Here is a 17,341-nt window from a genome sequence, read left to right as displayed (position 1 = left end):
ATTTTGAGGCTCTGCTAAAATACAAAATAGATGAAATGAATACTGCATTTATAGTTCAAACTTTATTTTTTGTGATGATTTCCGAGTTTGTTCCAAAAATCAAAATAATTGAACCATTGCAACGGATATTTTTCAAGCATCGATTCGACACTTGCCACATAGGCTTTCAGCACTCCTTTTTCGTCTCGATGCTTTACTTGGGCTTCTCTGGCATATAAATGATAATGCAAATTGGCTTCTTTCATCACATAAACAAAAACTACTGGAACTTTTAATCTGGAAGCAATAAGAAATGGTCCGGCAGGAAAATTAGCTTCCTCGCCTAATAAATTTTCCGACAATGATTTTACGCCTTCAAAATAGCGGTCGCCTGTAAAACAAATCAATTCGTTTTTTGCCAAAGCGGCATTGATTTCATAAATATGCGACAGATCTTCTTTGATGATAATGAATTTGATATTTGATTTTTTGGTGATGCTCTCCAGATAGTTTTTAATTGTAGTATGTTCTAAATCAGTAGTGACTAGATTAATTTGAAAATCAATATCGATTTCGCCAAAAAAATGTTCGGCTATCTCAAAATTACCGATATGGGCACTGATGAGAACGCCCCCTTTTTTTTCGGATAAAAGTTTTTTTAAGATTTCAATTCCATCAAATTCGTAGGTGAATTTATTTCGCATTCCAGCTGAAATGGAAATTTTGTCAATAATAGTCTGCCCAAAAGTATAGTAACTCCTGAAAACCATTTGTTTGGATTTTAAATAGGAATAGCCCAGTCTTTCTTTGAAATAATAAAAGACGGCTCGGTTGCTTTTTTTGAGAAAAAGAAAATAATAAGTAGCAACAAAATAAAGGATAAAGTAGGCCGATTGGATTCCTACTTTTTTTATAAAAAAAACGAAAATTTTATAGCCTAAAAGTGTTCCTTTAGATTTCCCCTCCCATTGACTCATTTTATTTAGACTTCTTAGATTATTGGATTTTTAGATCTCTTGGCTTTTAAGATACAATTATTCTACACTAATATGGATTATAAATTCACACAATCTTGACGAACCCTCTTTTGGATAGTGTTGAGAAAGGATAAATTAAAATGGACTAATGCAAAAACAGAGTGATTCGATAAAAATCTAAGAAGTCTGAAAATCTATTTTAGCTTTTAGTTTGTTCTCAATTAAGTCATAAAAACTTTGAAAAGAGGCTATTCCCACGAAATCAACCTCAATTAATTTCACGCCAAAATTAGATTCTACAGAAACAACTAAATCCACATAATCTAAACTATCTAACCCTAAAGTATCTTTCAAATTTGCTTCTGGCTGAATATCATCGACATCAACCTCAAACTCATCAACTAAAAATCCATTTATTCTCTCAACTATTTCTTCTTTATTCATCTTTTATTTAAACTTTTTAACCACTAATGCCGAATTTGTCCCTCCAAATCCGAAGGAATTCGACAAAAATATATCAATTTTTTTATTTAAAGTCGCTTTAACTAAATTTAATTTTTTTGAATCTTCATCTGGATTTTCTAAATTGATATTGGGTGCAATAAAATCATTTTGCATCATTAGAATCGAATAAATGACTTCGCTTGCTCCCGCCATCCAACATTCGTGGCCCGTCATTGATTTTGTGGAACTTACATGTGGGTTGCTTTCTCCAAAAATTTCAAAAATAGCTTTGGCTTCATTACCATCACCAACAGGTGTTGATGTAGCATGTGCATTTATATAATCAATATCGCCTGGCTTTAGTCCAGCTTCATCTAATGCTCTTTGCATGGCTGTTGATGGCCCCTCAACATTTGGTGTAGAAATATGCCCGCCATTGGATGAAAATCCGTAACCCACAACTTCAGCAACAATAGTTGCACCTCGCTTTATAGCCGATTCATAACTCTCTAAAATTAAAGTGGCAGCACCCCCACTTGGAACCAAACCATCACGGGCGGCATCAAAAGGCCTGGAGGCTTTTGCCGGTTCATCTTCGCTGGGAGAAAAAACACCCAAACCATCAAAACTACTCATGGCATATTTGTTGATTTCCTGTGCGCCTCCACAAATTACGATGTCTTGAAATCCGCTTTTTATTAAAAAATAAGCCAGCCCTATCGAATGTGAGCCGCTTGCGCAAGCAGCGCTAATAGTAAGATTGATACCTTTTAATTTAAAAATCGTAGACAAATTCATCGTTACCGTTGAATTCATCGATTTGAAAATCGCACCCGAACCTATTAATGCGGTATCTTTTTTATTTCTAATAATATCCGTAGCTTCAATAACTGCCTTTGAAACACTATCATTGCCATACATGATCCCTACCTCATTTCCATCAAAAAATGCATCATCAATATTGGCCTCTTTCAAAGCCTCGATTGTTGCTAAATAAGCATATTCTGTTTCTTCGCCAAGACTTATTCTTTGTCTCCTGGAAAGCAAATTTTTTAAATCTGGTTTTGGAACCATTCCTGTTAAGGCAGAGCGAAAACCGAATTCTTTTCGTTCGGGATCAATAACAATTCCTGATTTCCCATTATATAAGGAGTCTTTTACTTCGTCTAACGATGTTCCTATACACGAGTAAATTCCCATTCCTGTGATGACAACTCTTCTGTTCATTCTCTTTAAAGTAACTTTTATGAATAAATTCCTCCGTTTATATTGATAATTTCCCCTGTAATATAACTTGCTTTTTTCGAAACGAGAAAACTAACTAAATCAGCCACTTCTTCGGCTTCTCCAAAACGATTCACGGGAACTAATTTTATTAATTCTTTTTCGTCGAGTTGGCTGGTCATGTCGGTTCTGATAAAACCGGGAGCAACTGCATTTACAGTAATATTCCGTTTGGCTACTTCCTGTGCCAATGCTTTGGTTGCAGCAACAACGGCACCTTTTGCAGCCGAATAATTAGTTTGCCCCGGAGTTCCTTTTACTCCTGAAACAGATACCATATTTACTATTCGTCCATATTTGTTACGCAACATTTTTTGGATAAAAAAATTGGTCACATTAAAAAAACCATTCAAACTGGTATTAACAACGCTGGTCCAATCCTCCGGACTCATCCACATAAACAAACCGTCTTTTGTAATTCCGGCATTATTTACAATCACCTCAACAATTGCCTCTGGATTTACATCCTGCCATTGCGTTAGTTTATTTTTCACTTCATCAAAATCCGAAACATTAAACTGAATAATTTCCCCAGTTGCTCCCCTTTTTATCACCTCCTCTAGTGTTTTTTCGGCGGCTTCTTTATTAGCTTGATAATTAATCAAAATATGATATTGACTGTCTTCGGCTAATTTTTGACAAATTGCACTGCCAATTCCTCTTGAACCGCCAGTAACTAATGCACATTTCATGATTATTCGTTTTTATAATTTGACATCAAATAATCCTTTACTTTTTGAATAAATGGATACATGACCTGATCTTCTTTAAATTGAGGAATAATAGCCCTTACATCATCATACATTTTTCTGGTAACCGAAGAAATTTTATCTTTCTGCTCTAATGCATCTATGGCTTGAACAATAGTAATCAACTCAATAGCCAATACTTCGAAAGAATTCTCAATCACTTTTGCAGTAATTACAGCCGCATTTGTTCCCATACTTACAATGTCTTGATTGTCATTATTATTAGGAATACTGTGAATGTACATTGGATTAGACAACATCTGATTTTCGGCAGTGGTTGAAGTTGCTGTAAACTGAACTCCTTGCATTCCGAAATTAAATCCTAAAGTTCCAAGATTTACAAATGGAGGGAGGATTTCATTGATTTTTGAATTTAGTAAATAATTCAACTGGCGCTCGGCAAGCATCGTTAATTTAGTAATCACAATCTTTAATTTATCCATTTCCAAGGAAATATAATCCCCGTGAAAATTTCCTCCATGATAGACATGTTGATTTTTTACATCGATAATCGGATTGTCGTTTGCCGAGTTAAATTCGTCTTCCAGAATTGAAGCCACATTATTTATGGTTTCTAAAACGGGTCCTAGAATTTGGGGAACACAACGCAACGAATAATATTCCTGTACTTTTTCTTTAAATATATCTTCGGTATTTTCGCCTGAATACAAATGATCCTCTCTTTTTCTGATTAAAGTGCTATCAGAAAGGTTCTGTCTCATTCTTGCTGCCACTTCTTGTTGTCCTTTATGACGTTTGGTTTGGTTTAATTCTTCCGAAAAATGATCGTCATACGCTTGAACTATTTCATTAATTGCACAAGAACATTTTAGCGACCAATCTAATAATTTATTCGCATGATGCACATTTACAACCCCTATTCCTGTCATTACAGACGTTCCGTTTATTAATGCTAAACCTTCTCTTATTTCTACCTGAATGGGCTTCAGATTTTCTATCACAAAAACTTCTTGGGTTGCTCTTCTTTCTCCTTTGTAAAAAACTTCGCCTTCGCCTATTAAAACTAAAGCCAGATGTGATAATTGTACCAAATCACCACTTGCACCAACGCCGCCATGTTCAAAAATCAACGGTGTAATGTCTCTGTTTATCAACTCAGCCATCAACTGAATTACCGAAGAATGAATCCCTGAATTCCCTAAAGAAAGGGTATTTAATCGTGCCAAAATAGCTGCTTTTACACAAATGGCACTCATCGGTTTTCCTGTTCCCGAAGAATGGCTTCTAATTAAATTATATTGTAACTGGATTCGATCTTCGTCCTTAATACGGTATTGAGCCATCGGCCCAAAACCTGTATTTACACCATAAATCACTTTATTTTCAGAGAATTTTTTTAAAAAATTAAAACTTTCATTTACTCTGTTTAAAACAAGTTCGCTTATTGCTATTTTATTATTTCCAAAAATAATAGATTCAAATTCTTTTAAACTTAAATATTCATTTATAGTGTTCATGCAAGCCTTTTTGATTATTCTAAATTAGTTTTTTTTTATTAAAATAAATGTAGTTATTTTGACGGTGGCAAATGTAGGAAATAATCAATAATAATATAAAATTATGTTAAAGGAGTTTGTTGATGTATTAATCATAGGTGCCGGTCCTTCAGGGTGTGTTTCGGCCTCACATCTTCATAATAACAATATCAAGGTGAAAGTTGTGGAAAAAACAAAATTCCCAAGACTTGTTGTAGGCGAAAGTTTAATTCCCCGTGTGATGGATCATTTTGCAGAAGCAGGATTATTTGAGAGTCTTGACGCGATGAATTTCGAAAAAAAATTAGGTGCCCGATTCATTCGTGGGGAACAAATTTGCGTTTTTGATTTTAGCAATAAATTTTCCGAAGGCTGGGATTGGACTTGGCAGGTGCCAAGAGCTGATTTTGACAATACGATGGCGCAAGAAGTAGTACGAAAAGGAATTGATTTAGAATTTGAATCGGAAGTTGTTTCCGTATCCTTTGAAGGAAAAAATTCCAAGACCATTATAAAAGACACAAATGGAAATCTAAAAGAAATTCATGCTAAGTTCATTATAGATTCAAGTGGTTATGGTCGGGTTTTACCGCGTCTTTTAGATTTGGATACTCCTTCAAAATTAGATCCGCATTCCTCTATTTTTACGCATGTAAAAGACAGTAACAGACCCGAAGGCGAAGAAGGAACATTGATTTCTTTTGATGTTTTGGAAACTGAAGTATGGTTATGGGTCATCCCATTTTCTAATGGAAATACCAGTTTAGGCGTTGTTGGCCCAACTGATTTTATCAATTCCCTATCCGAAAACAGAAATAATGCTGAAGCATTAAAAAACGCTATTCAACTTTCTGACTATTACATAAAAAGATTTGGCGGGGTTGATTTCTTGTTTGAACCGGTAAAATTGGAAAATTACTCTCGTTCTGTAAAACAAATGTATGGCAATGGTTTTGCTCTAACAGGCAATAGTTCGGAGTTTTTGGATCCCGTTTTCTCTTCCGGTGTTGCTTTTGCTACAGAATCGGGGATGCTTGCCGCTAAACTTTTTATAAAAGAATCGCAAGGAATTACCGTAGATTGGGAAGAAGAATTTACGGCATATATGAAAAGAGGCATTAACGTTTTTACCACTTATGTAAAAGAATGGTACACCGGGAATCTACAAACCCTGTTTTTTCATCAACCTGAAAACCCAGAGGTGAAACGAAAAATTTGTGCTGTTCTTGCCGGTTATGTTTGGGATGAGACGAATCCGTTTGTAAAGAAACACGATAATGTCATTAAGAATATGGCGCATGTAATAACCCTTGAAAAGGAGCAAAAAAATAAAAACCCTAATTAATTATTAGGGTTTTTGTTTAATGAATTATTTATACGCTTTTTTCAATACCATTTTTGCTAAAGATTTTGCTGTTTTAGCAAACCCTTCGCCAATTCTAGATTCATTACTAAAGTTACTTCCATATTGATCTCCGGGAGCTTCTTGGCTAGAGATTTCTAATAAAACATTTGATTTATCGTTCGTCTCCACAAATTTTAATAAGGTCGAAACTTTTGCAGGTTGTTTCATTACCATTGCATCCCAACCTGGATAGATCCAAACGGTTTCTACAATTAAAGTATATTTTGCCGCTATTAATCCTTCTTGAAAACTAGTCTCTTTTTTATCTTTTACAAAAACAACATTCATTAATTCTAAAAATTTTGGGCTCCAGATTAACTCTTTGCTTGCATTCCATTTTTTCATCCAAATATTACCAACTCCTTTAGTTTTCTCATTTAATTCTTTCGTTCGGTCTTCAATATATTGCGCTTCGGTTTTTTTCTCTTTCATTAAAGTCATTTTACTGTAATCAAATTCAACGTTGATTTCCTTTTGATCTTTCAGGAAATCAAAATTCCCTTTTACAACATCAATGTCTTGTGCCGTCATCATTGACGAAACGAATAATACTGCTACTACTAATTTTTTCATTTACTTGATTTTTTTGTTTTGTGTAAAAAAACTTACACGTAAAAATATATAATTTTAATTAAATTAAAAATAAAAAAACGCATTATTCATTATATCCTATACCTCCTTTGATGCTGATTAACTTTGAATTATATTTGCAGATTAATTGTCGCCGTTTGCGATGGTGCGTGAGGGATAGAAGCGGCATCCTTTTGTGTAGCTTGCGAAACAAAAGATATAGCGGATAGCCCGACATTGCTGGAACGATAGAGGAAGCAAAGGCACGTCCTAAAAAAATAGATACTAATAGAAGATGAAACATATACGTAATTTTTGCATTATTGCACATATTGACCACGGAAAAAGCACGCTTGCTGACCGATTACTAGGCGCAACACAAACTGTTACCGCTCGTGAAGAAAAAGCGCAATTGCTTGACAACATGGACTTGGAGCGCGAACGTGGGATTACGATTAAGAGTCACGCGATTCAAATGGAATACACTTATAAAGGACAAGAATACATCCTGAATTTGATTGATACTCCGGGACACGTGGATTTTTCGTATGAAGTTTCTCGATCCATTGCGGCTTGTGAAGGCGCACTTTTGATTGTAGATGCAGCGCAAAGTATACAGGCACAAACGATTTCGAATTTATATTTGGCTCTTGAAAATGACTTGGAAATTATTCCAGTTTTGAATAAAGTGGATTTACCAAGTGCCAATCCAGAGGAAGTAAGTGACGACATTATTGATTTACTCGGATGTAAATTGGAAGATATTATTCACGCTTCGGGTAAAACGGGTTTTGGTGTTGAAAATATATTGGCAGCGATTATCGAAAAAATTCCGCCTCCATCAGGAAATGTTGATGAACCATTACAAGCATTGATTTTTGACTCGCATTACAATCCGTTTCGAGGAATCGAAGTTATTTTCCGTGTGAAAAACGGACAGATCAAAAAAGGGCAAAAGATTAAATTCATGGCTACTGGCAATGAATATTTTGCAGATGAAATTGGTACTTTGAAATTAAACCAAGTTCCAAAACAAGTAATTTCAGCAGGTGATGTTGGGTATTTGATTTCTGGAATTAAAGAAGCAAAGGAAGTAAAAGTAGGAGATACGTTGACAGATGCAAAAACGCCAACTACCAATATAATTAAAGGTTTTGAAGATGTGAAACCAATGGTTTTTGCTGGAATTTATCCCGTAGACACCGAAGATTATGAGGAGTTGAGAAACTCGATGGAAAAATTGCAGCTTAATGATGCTTCATTGGTATTTTTACCGGAAAGCTCGGCAGCTTTGGGATTTGGTTTCCGTTGTGGATTCTTGGGAATGTTGCACATGGAAATTATCCAGGAGCGTTTGGAGAGAGAATTTAACATGACCGTTATTACTACCGTTCCCAATGTTTCGTATTTGGCTTACACCAAAAAAGATCCTACAACACCACTTATAGTAAACAATCCTACGGACTTGCCGGAGCCATCTCGTTTAGACCACGTTGAAGAACCTTTTATTAAAGCAACTATCATCACTAAATCCGATTATGTTGGAAATGTAATGAGTTTGTGTATCGAAAAACGTGGATTAATTACCAATCAAACGTATTTGACTACGGAACGTGTAGAGTTGACTTTTGATATGCCGTTAGCAGAGATTGTATTTGATTTTTACGACCGTTTAAAAACAGTTTCTAAAGGATATGCCTCGTTTGATTATACGCCAATTGGAATGCGAACTTCCAATTTGGTTAAAGTTGACATCTTATTGAACGCAACGATTGTTGATGCTTTATCATCCTTGATGCATGCCGATAATGCCTATTCGATTGGTAAAAAAATGTGTGAAAAACTGAAAGAATTAATTCCGCGTCAACAATTTGACATTCCTGTTCAAGCGGCAATTGGTGTGAAAGTAATTTCTCGTGAAACGATAAAAGCGTTGCGTAAAGACGTTACTGCCAAATGTTATGGTGGAGATATTTCCCGTAAACGTAAATTATTGGAAAAACAGAAAAAAGGTAAAAAACGGATGAGGCTTGTAGGGAATGTCGAAATTCCACAAGAAGCATTTATGGCGGTTTTGAAGTTGAATGATTAGTATTTTTGAGTATTAAAATTTAAGTACAAAGTATTAAGATAGAATCCTGATGATGAAAATTGTCAGGGTTTTTTGTTTTTACATACAGTATCGTAATGACGCACGATGTAGAGACGCACTGCAGCGTCTCTACCAAACAACTAAAAATATTTATTTATCCTTCAACCATTCAAACAATCGTTTCGCATCTTCCGGTTTAAACAATTGGGTACCTTCGTTCATCGTTGCTGCCGATCCACAAGCGACTCCCCAACGAATGACTTCTTTCATGCTTTTATTTTGCGAAAGCGCCCAAACCATTCCACCCACCATGCTGTCACCAGCACCTACAGTGCTTTTTTTGGCTACATTAGGAGCCGGTACAAACTCGTAATTATCTTTTGTCACTAATACTGCGCCTTGTGGACCAAGTGAAACAACAACAATTTCTGCACCACCTTTGGCAATTATTTGTTTTGCAGCTTCGTTTACTTCTTCCAGTTCCAATCGCTCCACGCCTATTAATTTTGCGAGTTCCCCAACATTGGGCTTAATCATATAAACACCAATTTCCAACGCTTTTTTTAATGATTCACCTGAGGTGTCAACAATTAACTTAGCATTTGATTTTTTTGCAATTTCTGCGATTTTTTGATAAAAATCTGTAGACAAACCTTCATTTAAACTGCCACTGGCTACTAAGAATTTCGGCTTTAAAGCAGCTATGGTCTCTAATATTCTATTGCTTTCTTCTGCAGTAATTTTTCCGCCAGTAAATCCAAATCGGTATTGTGAATTAGTGTTGTCATCCACAGCGACAAAACTTTCTCTTGTCCAAGTTTGGACTTCGATTGCTTTAAATTCAACTGATTCTTTATTAACCAATTCCTCAAGTATTTTACCCATTGGCCCGCCAGAAGTAAATACCGCTAAAGAAGTTCCTCCTAGACGAGCGATTGCCTTAGACACATTGATTCCTCCTCCTCCCGCATCAAAGCGTGGTTCATCACACCGTATTTTTTGTTCTGGGACTAAACCTTTAAAATGAGTGCTTTTATCTAACGCAGGATTAACTGTAAGCGTAACTATATCAAATGTCTTCATTTTTATAAATTTTACTACTCTAAAGGTCGGATAAAATTCATAAAAATTGATACAATTCACGGCGAATATTTCTTCGTATATTTGCACTTCAAAACAAATAAAATAATGATCGAAGATAAAAACCCACAACGCACAAGTATTGCTCAATTAGGAGAATTTGGATTGATAGACCATTTGACAAAAAACTTTGAAATCAACCAACCTTCAACTTTGAAAGGAATTGGGGATGATGCTGCCGTTTTGGATTTTAAAGACAAAAAAGTAATCGTTTCTACTGATTTGTTGATAGAAGGTGTGCATTTCGATTTGGCATATATGCCCCTAAAACATTTAGGCTACAAAGCAGTCGTTGTTAATGTTTCTGACATTTGCGCCATGAATGCAAAGCCAACACAAATCACGGTTTCCATTGCAGTATCTAATCGTTTTCCTTTGGAAGCATTAGATGAATTATTTGCAGGAATTACCCATGCAGCCCGTGAATATAACGTAGATGTTATAGGTGGAGATACGACTTCATCACAAAAAGGATTGATTATTAGTATTACAGCCATTGGCGAAGCTGATGAAGAAGAAATCGTTTATAGAAATGGCGCCAAACAAACTGATTTATTAGTAGTTACAGGCGATATTGGCGCAGCTTACATGGGATTGCAAGTTTTAGAAAGAGAAAAGCAAGTGTTTCAGGTGAATCCAAATTCCCAACCTGATTTAGATGCCTATACGTATTTAATCGAACGTCAATTGAAGCCTGAAGCACGTAAAGACGTTAGAACTTTATTGCACGCTTTAGAAATAAAACCAACTTCAATGATTGATATCTCTGATGGATTGTCATCAGAAATTATGCATTTGTGTAAGCAGTCTAAAGTGGGTTGTAATTTATATGAAGACAAGTTACCCATTGACCCACAATTCATTAATGTTTGTGAAGAATTCAACATCGACAGTACAACAGTTGCAATAAATGGTGGTGAAGATTATGAATTGCTTTTCACCATTGCCATGGAGGATTTTGAAAAAATAAAAGGGAATCCAAATTTCACTATTATTGGCCACATGACACAAGAAAGTGAAGGGATTCATTTAGTTACTCGTGCCAACACCAAAATTGCTTTGAAAGCACGTGGTTGGGATGCTTTAACACAATAAAACTTCTTTAAAAACAAAAAAACGACACTTTTAAGGTGTCGTTTTTTTGTTTGAGTAAATTTAGAAAAGTAAGCCTTTGTTTTTTGCCTCTCGGACTAAGTCAATATCACTACCGTCTTCTATCTTTAGTAATTCTTTTAATTTTATCTTTCTTCTCTCAATTGCTCCTAATGAAATTGGAATGTATTGTGGTATATCACTCAGCTTAGTTCCCTTTGAAATATGAAATAAAATTTCTTTATCAAATTGATCAATTTCTATACTATCTACCTCGGATTGGTTTAGCATTTTTAGAACCGACTGACTATAATATTTTTCATTTTTTATAACTTTATCGAAAGCAAAAAGTAATTCATCAAATGTTAAATCATTTTTTATAACCAGTCCACTAGGATTTATAGTTTTTATAATAGTTTTTATCTTTAATAATTCTGTATACATGGTAAGCAAAATTATTTTACAGTTTGGCATAAATTCCGATATCAATCTTGCCAAATCCTCGCCATTATAAATACCTTTTTCTTCATAAGAAGGCATACTAATATCTAAAAAAGCTATATCAAAAGCTATAGTATCGGGGTTTGTAATGATATTATATGCCGATTCACAATCTTTGGCCTGACTAATTAAAAAATCAAATTCTTGAGGATTATATCTTGTAATCGCATTTTTGTATCCTTCAATAATAAAAGGGTGATCATCAACGATTAATATGTTATTTTTAGTTGTTGTCTTTACATCTGAGGCAATTGTCATTTCTATGTAAGTATTTGTTTGTTTTCAAATGGAACTGCAATCGTAATAATTGTTCCATTTCCTTTTTTTGATTTTATGTCAACCGTTCCATTGCATTCTATGGTGCGAGATTGTATATTTTGCAAACCAATGCCCTTTTTTGATCTATTTACATCAAATCCATTACCATCATCACTTATGGTTAAAAATAAATCATCCTCAATTTTTTTAAGTTCTACTTTAATAGTATTTGCTTGAGCATACTTATTAATATTTTGAAGTGACTCTTGAATAATCCTGTATAAATTTATTTTAATAGAATTGCTTAACAACTCCCATTTTATGGTTCTGTCAATACTTGCAAATAATTTAGGTTTGAATGTCTTTTTCTGTTCTTCAAGTAAATTATCTACAATAGCAACGAAGTTATTAATTAATTCTGATTTTTCTCTATTTAAATCATGGGAAATTTCACGAATATCCTGCTCAATACTTTTCAACTCTGTTAAGTAGTTGTTTCTTTTTTCAACAGCAGTTCCATCGTGAATTTTATTTAAACTATCTAAGTTCATCCGAATACCAAACATTCTCCCCAAAACTCCATCGTGCAATTCCTGAGCCACTCTTTTTTTCTCTTTTACTCTATTTGTCTCGATAGTGTTCTGTTGCGAAATCATTAGATTGTAAATTTCTTCATTTACCTTTTGCTGTTCTTGTTTGAACAATAATTCTCTATTTTTAGTTTTTTGAGCTTTAATTACAAACAACAACATTCCCAACATCGCTAATCCACTGAAAATAAAAACTAAATTCCTGTTTTGAACCTCAAGATTAGTGTTCTCATCTTTTATTTTATCCGTTTCATACTCTATGCGGGTGAATTTCTCCCCCATATTCCGCTCCGCCTTTTGCAGACTGTCATTGATATGAATGTATTGCCTGTTATAAACAGCTGCTTTTTTGGGTTCTATCACAGCCAATTGCTTAAGGGAAGCCAAGACATTCTTTAAGTTTTTGGAACTCTGGCCTGTTACAAGTGCTTCTTTGGAATATTGTATCGCTTTTATGGTGTCCTTTTTAGACGCAAAATATTCCGATAAATGGATTTTATTAGTAATAATTCCAGCTGTCAATTGCAAACTATCCCTCAGCTTCAGTGATTGATAAAACAGCTCTGGCAACCCCTCAGATTCTTTCAGCTTGAATTTCGAATACGCTAAATTATCCAAAATCATCGCATATAACGACGGCTTATCAATTAATAAGTTTTCTTGTTCTAATCCTTGTCGAAAATAAGACATTGCCTGTTTATGTTTGTTCATATTTTGATAAACAAACCCAAGATTGTTCAATGAAGTGGCTTTCGACTGGAATACGGATGGCATTACTGTTTCATCTATATTAGCTAAGGCCTTGTTATGAAATTCCAAAGCCCTGTCATATTCCTCTCGCTCATTGTAAACTACCCCTAAAAGGTTATAGGAGTCGTATAGAACATCATTGGCCTTTTCTTCTTTTACGGCCCGCAGGGCACTGAATACAGTTATTTCACTACCCGAAAAATCCCCTTCACCATATTGTAACATTCCTTTATTCAATCGTGTTCTTGCCAAGTTGTAATTATCATGACCATACATTTTCTCGGCCTTGGAATAGTACATAAAGGCGCTATCCGAAACCGCTTGGGCAGCGTAATAATCCCCTAAATAAGTGTAGGCTTTGGCCATGTTTACACTATCCTTACTACTTTTTGAGTTTTCCAAAACATGATGTACTGTTTCTTTATACCCATTCCAATCATTCATGTTATAATACCGATTGGCTACCCTAAACAATTTTACCTTATTCATCGAATCGTTTGGCTGATTGATGATAATGGCAAACGCTTTTTGGTTGTATTCTTGTTTTTTTTGGAGCGGTAGGCTGTTGTCTTTTGCAAAGGACAGATAAGAAGTGATGCTATCCTCCGGGGAACCAACGGTAGCAATTGCCTTGTCTCTCTTGACACAACCAAAAAAAACCAACAACAGTAGTAGAAATATGTAGTACGTTTTTTTCAATAGTTCCTTTTGAATTTCATCAAAAATAGTAAAATAAAACTATTGTCATAAAAAAAGGCTATCAAAAATTTGATAGCCTAACTATTTTATTCAAGACGATTGATTTAGTCCACTTTTTGATTCCCACCTACTGATTGATTTCCTGTCAAGTCCACTTTTTTATTCCCACCTACTGATTGATTTCCTGTCAAGTCTACTTTTTGATTTCCACCTACTGATTGATTTCCTGTCAAATCTACCTTTTGATTTCCACCTACTGATTGATTCCCAGTCAAGTGTACAATTGCATTGTTTTCAACTTTAGCATTGTTTTTAGTCTCAGGCGTAGTAAAAGATGTCAATATCATCACTAAAGAAAATAATCCGATTGTTAAGATTGCTTTTTTCATAATTTGGGGTTTTTATGTTGTTGTTTTGTTTTGTCTTGTTTTGTTTTGAAACCACATTTGTGTGAGATTCTTTTGTAAAACTACAGAGACAACTTCAAAAATTCCTACAAAAAAAGGCGTTTATGGTAGAATATAGCCGTTTGATAGTGAATGACCATCAAATTAAAGTGAATGGCTGTTTTTTAAATTTCCAGATAATTTCCGTTGGAGAAATCAGAAATAATAAGGTCGATATTTACCTTATAGGATTTGGAAAACGGAATTTTTACGGCACTGTTTTTAATATAACACACTGAGTTTCCACTATGAATTCTAGAAATATAATTACGGTTTACTATATAACTGTTATGAATTCTAATAAAAGGAAAAGACAAGACGCCTTCGAAATGCTTCAATGTTTTGAAAGCAGTTATCATTTCACCATTATTTAGGTATATATCCGTAGAATTATTATCGGCTTGGAAATAGCAAATATCTTTGGCAGCAATGTATCTGTAATCCCCATAGGATTTTATACACAGAATAAGAGATTGATCTTGATTTGATACTTCTTGTCTGGCAAAAACTGCTGGTTCTTCATCAGCAACTAATGATTGTTCTAAAAAGACTTCTTTTGGAACAATTGATTTATTCAATTTTAAAACTGATTTTATAAAATCTATCCGTGCCAGTGGTTTTATTAAATAATCGGAAACCTCATATTTTATAGCATCAAAAGCTAAATCTTTCCTAGCCGTTGTAATGATAATTTTAGGAATCACTTTCAAATACCTGTGCAGCTCATTAATAAGAGCCAACGACAAATTACTGGCGGGATTAACTGGGTCAATTTCCAGAAAAACTATTTGCGGAGTGTGTTCTAAAATGAGATTTAAACCCTCTTCATAATTATTAGCTGATGCTACAAAATCGAGCTCTGAAAAACTATCAGCCATGGCTTTTGTTTTCAAAACACTTTCTTGATCGTCGTCAATAATAATGTACGAATAATTCATCAATGGTTTTTCCTGGAATTGTTAGCATTACATTATATGTCCAAAGTAAAATATACTTTAAATTATTAAGTAATAATGGTAGTTTTGGGAAACTAGTTAAACAAAAAACTCTTATTTAACATTCTAAAAATAAGCATTTAACCTTTTTTTCATATATGTTGTTAATATGTTTTTGACAAATGTTGACACATTAAGATGAAGTGCAAATAAATCCGATGAAGAGCGTAAATCTGTATTGTAAAAGAAACTAATAAATCCGTTCATTCTAATTAATTGTGCCTCACAAAAATCATTTGATACTATCCTAAAAGCAAAAAGCCTTCCTATTCGGAAAGCTTTTCTTATATAAAAAATATTTGATTACATTTTCATCAACCAGTTTTTCATTGAAACTTCATTTTCAATAATTGATTTCAAGTCTGCAATGTTTACACGATCTTGTTTCATTGTATCTCTATGACGAATCGTTACCGTTTGATCTTCGATAGTTTGATGATCTACGGTAATGCAAAAAGGAGTTCCTAAGGCATCTTGCCTTCTGTAACGTCTCCCTACCGCATCTTTTTCATCATACGCCACATTGAAATCCCAACGCAAATCGTCAATGATTTTATGTGCGATTTCTGGTAATCCGTCTTTTTTAACCAATGGTAAAATTGCCGCTTTTGTAGGAGCCAAAACTGAAGGTAATTTCAGCACTGTTCTTGTGGAACCATCTTCTAACGTTTCTTCTTTTAATGAAGTTGCAAAAACAGCCAAGAACATTCTATCTAATCCTACTGAAGTTTCCACTACATAAGGAACATAATTCTGGTTTAATTCAGCATCAAAATACTGTAATTTTCTACCGGAGAACTGTTCGTGTGCTTTCAAATCAAAATCAGTACGAGAGTGAATTCCTTCCAATTCTTTGAATCCAAAAGGGAAGTTAAATTCAATATCAGCAGCAGCATTTGCATAATGTGCTAATTTTTCATGATCATGGAAACGGTAATTTTCTTTTCCAAGTCCTAATGACAAATGCCAATTTAGTCTAGCTGTTTTCCAATGTTCATACCATCTCATTTCATCGCCTGGACGCACAAAAAATTGCATTTCCATTTGTTCGAATTCACGCATACGGAAAATGAATTGTCGGGCAACGATTTCATTTCTAAACGCTTTTCCGGTTTGTGCAATTCCAAAAGGAACTTTCATTCTTCCTGATTTTTGAACATTCAAGAAATTCACAAAAATACCCTGAGCCGTTTCCGGACGCAAATATAAATCCATTGCTGAATCGGCCGAAGCTCCTAATTTAGTACCGAACATCAAGTTGAATTGACGGACTTCAGTCCAATTTCTAGAACCAGATTCCGGACAAGCAATTTCTAATTCTTCAATTAATGCTTTTACATCTTCCAAATCTTCGTTACCTAAAGAACGTGCCATTCTTTCCAGAATTTCTCTTTCTTTGGCTTTGTACTCCATCACACGGGCATTTGTAGTTACAAATTCCTGTTCGTTGAAAGCATCACCAAAACGAGCACGCGCTTTTTCGATTTCTTTGATTGCTTTTTGATTTAGCTTTTCGGCATAATCTTCAATCAAAACGTCAGCTCTATATCTTCTTTTCGAATCTTTGTTGTCTATCAATGGATCATTAAAAGCGTCTACGTGACCTGATGCTTTCCAAGTGGTTGGGTGCATCAAAATTGCCGCGTCAAGGCCAACAATATTATCGTTCATTTGAACCATTGCTTTCCACCAATATTCGCGTATGTTCTTTTTTAATTCTACTCCGTTTTGTGCATAATCATAGACTGCACTTAAACCATCGTATATTTCGCTTGACGGAAAAATAAATCCGTATTCTTTCGCGTGCGAAATTACATTCTTAAATAAATCTTCTTGTTTTGCCATAGTATTGCAAAAATATAAAAAGTGAACTT

General features: G+C 34.6%; 15 protein-coding genes. 3 read left to right on the top strand and 12 right to left on the bottom strand.

Features of this window, described 5'->3' with window-relative positions; translation table 11 throughout:
- Nucleotides 1-62: 62 nt before the first annotated feature.
- From E0I61_RS03090 to E0I61_RS03070, 5 genes are all read right to left on the bottom strand, one after another.
- Entirely contained in the window at nt 63-956 is an 894-nt protein-coding gene (locus tag E0I61_RS03090; protein ID WP_131990480.1) for an LpxL/LpxP family acyltransferase, read from the bottom strand.
- Between the two features lie 177 nt (nt 957-1,133).
- Entirely contained in the window at nt 1,134-1,400 is a 267-nt protein-coding gene (locus E0I61_RS03085; RefSeq protein ID WP_132069331.1) for a phosphopantetheine-binding protein, read from the bottom strand.
- Between the two features lie 3 nt (nt 1,401-1,403).
- On the bottom strand, nt 1,404-2,627 hold the full coding sequence (locus tag E0I61_RS03080) for a beta-ketoacyl-[acyl-carrier-protein] synthase family protein (RefSeq protein WP_131990484.1): 1,224 nt from the start codon (nt 2,625-2,627) through the stop codon (nt 1,404-1,406).
- Nucleotides 2,628-2,644: 17 nt separating this feature from the next.
- Complete coding sequence (fabG, locus tag E0I61_RS03075) at nt 2,645-3,376, bottom strand: 3-oxoacyl-ACP reductase FabG (RefSeq protein WP_132069329.1); 732 nt, start codon at nt 3,374-3,376, stop codon at nt 2,645-2,647.
- A 2-nt stretch (nt 3,377-3,378) separates the two neighbouring features.
- Nucleotides 3,379-4,911 carry an HAL/PAL/TAL family ammonia-lyase gene (locus E0I61_RS03070; RefSeq protein ID WP_132069327.1) on the bottom strand — a complete coding sequence of 511 codons (1,533 nt, stop codon included), beginning with the start codon at nt 4,909-4,911 and terminating at the stop codon, nt 3,379-3,381.
- Nucleotides 4,912-5,014: 103 nt separating this feature from the next.
- Between E0I61_RS03070 and E0I61_RS03065 the strand changes: the two genes are divergently transcribed.
- Nucleotides 5,015-6,274, top strand: a complete 1,260-nt coding sequence (locus E0I61_RS03065) for an NAD(P)/FAD-dependent oxidoreductase (RefSeq protein ID WP_132069325.1) — start codon at nt 5,015-5,017, stop codon at nt 6,272-6,274.
- A 24-nt stretch (nt 6,275-6,298) separates the two neighbouring features.
- Here E0I61_RS03065 and E0I61_RS03060 read toward each other — a convergent pair whose 3' ends face one another.
- A complete protein-coding gene (locus E0I61_RS03060) occupies nt 6,299-6,907 on the bottom strand; it encodes a hypothetical protein (RefSeq protein WP_132069323.1) in 609 nt (202 codons plus the stop codon).
- A gap of 292 nt (nt 6,908-7,199) precedes the next feature.
- On the opposite strand from E0I61_RS03060, the gene lepA reads away from it, so the two are divergent.
- Complete coding sequence (gene lepA, locus E0I61_RS03055; protein ID WP_131990494.1) at nt 7,200-8,996, top strand: translation elongation factor 4; 1,797 nt, start codon at nt 7,200-7,202, stop codon at nt 8,994-8,996.
- A gap of 150 nt (nt 8,997-9,146) precedes the next feature.
- On the opposite strand, the gene E0I61_RS03050 is transcribed toward lepA, so the two are convergent.
- Nucleotides 9,147-10,079 (bottom strand): 1-phosphofructokinase family hexose kinase, encoded by a 933-nt coding sequence (locus E0I61_RS03050; RefSeq protein WP_131990496.1) that lies wholly within the window; start codon nt 10,077-10,079, stop codon nt 9,147-9,149.
- A gap of 105 nt (nt 10,080-10,184) precedes the next feature.
- Between E0I61_RS03050 and thiL the strand changes: the two genes are divergently transcribed.
- Nucleotides 10,185-11,231, top strand: a complete 1,047-nt coding sequence (gene thiL / locus E0I61_RS03045) for a thiamine-phosphate kinase (RefSeq protein WP_131990498.1) — start codon at nt 10,185-10,187, stop codon at nt 11,229-11,231.
- Between the two features lie 60 nt (nt 11,232-11,291).
- Here thiL and E0I61_RS03040 read toward each other — a convergent pair whose 3' ends face one another.
- The 5 genes from E0I61_RS03040 to E0I61_RS03020 all read right to left on the bottom strand — a co-directional run bounded on the left by E0I61_RS03040 (nt 11,292) and on the right by E0I61_RS03020 (nt 17,312).
- Nucleotides 11,292-11,987: a response regulator gene (locus E0I61_RS03040; protein ID WP_132069321.1), complete on the bottom strand. Its 696-nt coding sequence runs from the start codon at nt 11,985-11,987 to the stop codon at nt 11,292-11,294.
- A gap of 2 nt (nt 11,988-11,989) precedes the next feature.
- Entirely contained in the window at nt 11,990-14,026 is a 2,037-nt protein-coding gene (locus E0I61_RS03035; protein WP_132069318.1) for a tetratricopeptide repeat-containing sensor histidine kinase, read from the bottom strand.
- Nucleotides 14,027-14,130: 104 nt separating this feature from the next.
- Nucleotides 14,131-14,415, bottom strand: a complete 285-nt coding sequence (locus E0I61_RS03030; protein ID WP_132069316.1) for a 3-oxoacyl-ACP reductase — start codon at nt 14,413-14,415, stop codon at nt 14,131-14,133.
- 182 nt (nt 14,416-14,597) lie between these two features.
- The gene (locus E0I61_RS03025) at nt 14,598-15,410 is read right to left on the bottom strand and encodes a LytR/AlgR family response regulator transcription factor (protein ID WP_132069314.1); all 813 of its coding nucleotides are present in this window, start codon (nt 15,408-15,410) and stop codon (nt 14,598-14,600) included.
- Between the two features lie 360 nt (nt 15,411-15,770).
- Nucleotides 15,771-17,312 (bottom strand): glycine--tRNA ligase, encoded by a 1,542-nt coding sequence (locus E0I61_RS03020; RefSeq protein ID WP_131990508.1) that lies wholly within the window; start codon nt 17,310-17,312, stop codon nt 15,771-15,773.
- Nucleotides 17,313-17,341 lie beyond the last annotated feature (29 nt).

The sequence above is a fragment of the Flavobacterium ranwuense genome (assembly GCF_004349315.1).
In the GTDB taxonomy this organism is placed as follows: Bacteria; Bacteroidota; Bacteroidia; order Flavobacteriales; family Flavobacteriaceae; genus Flavobacterium; species Flavobacterium ranwuense.
This window is presented reverse-complemented; position numbering and strand designations above follow the sequence as displayed.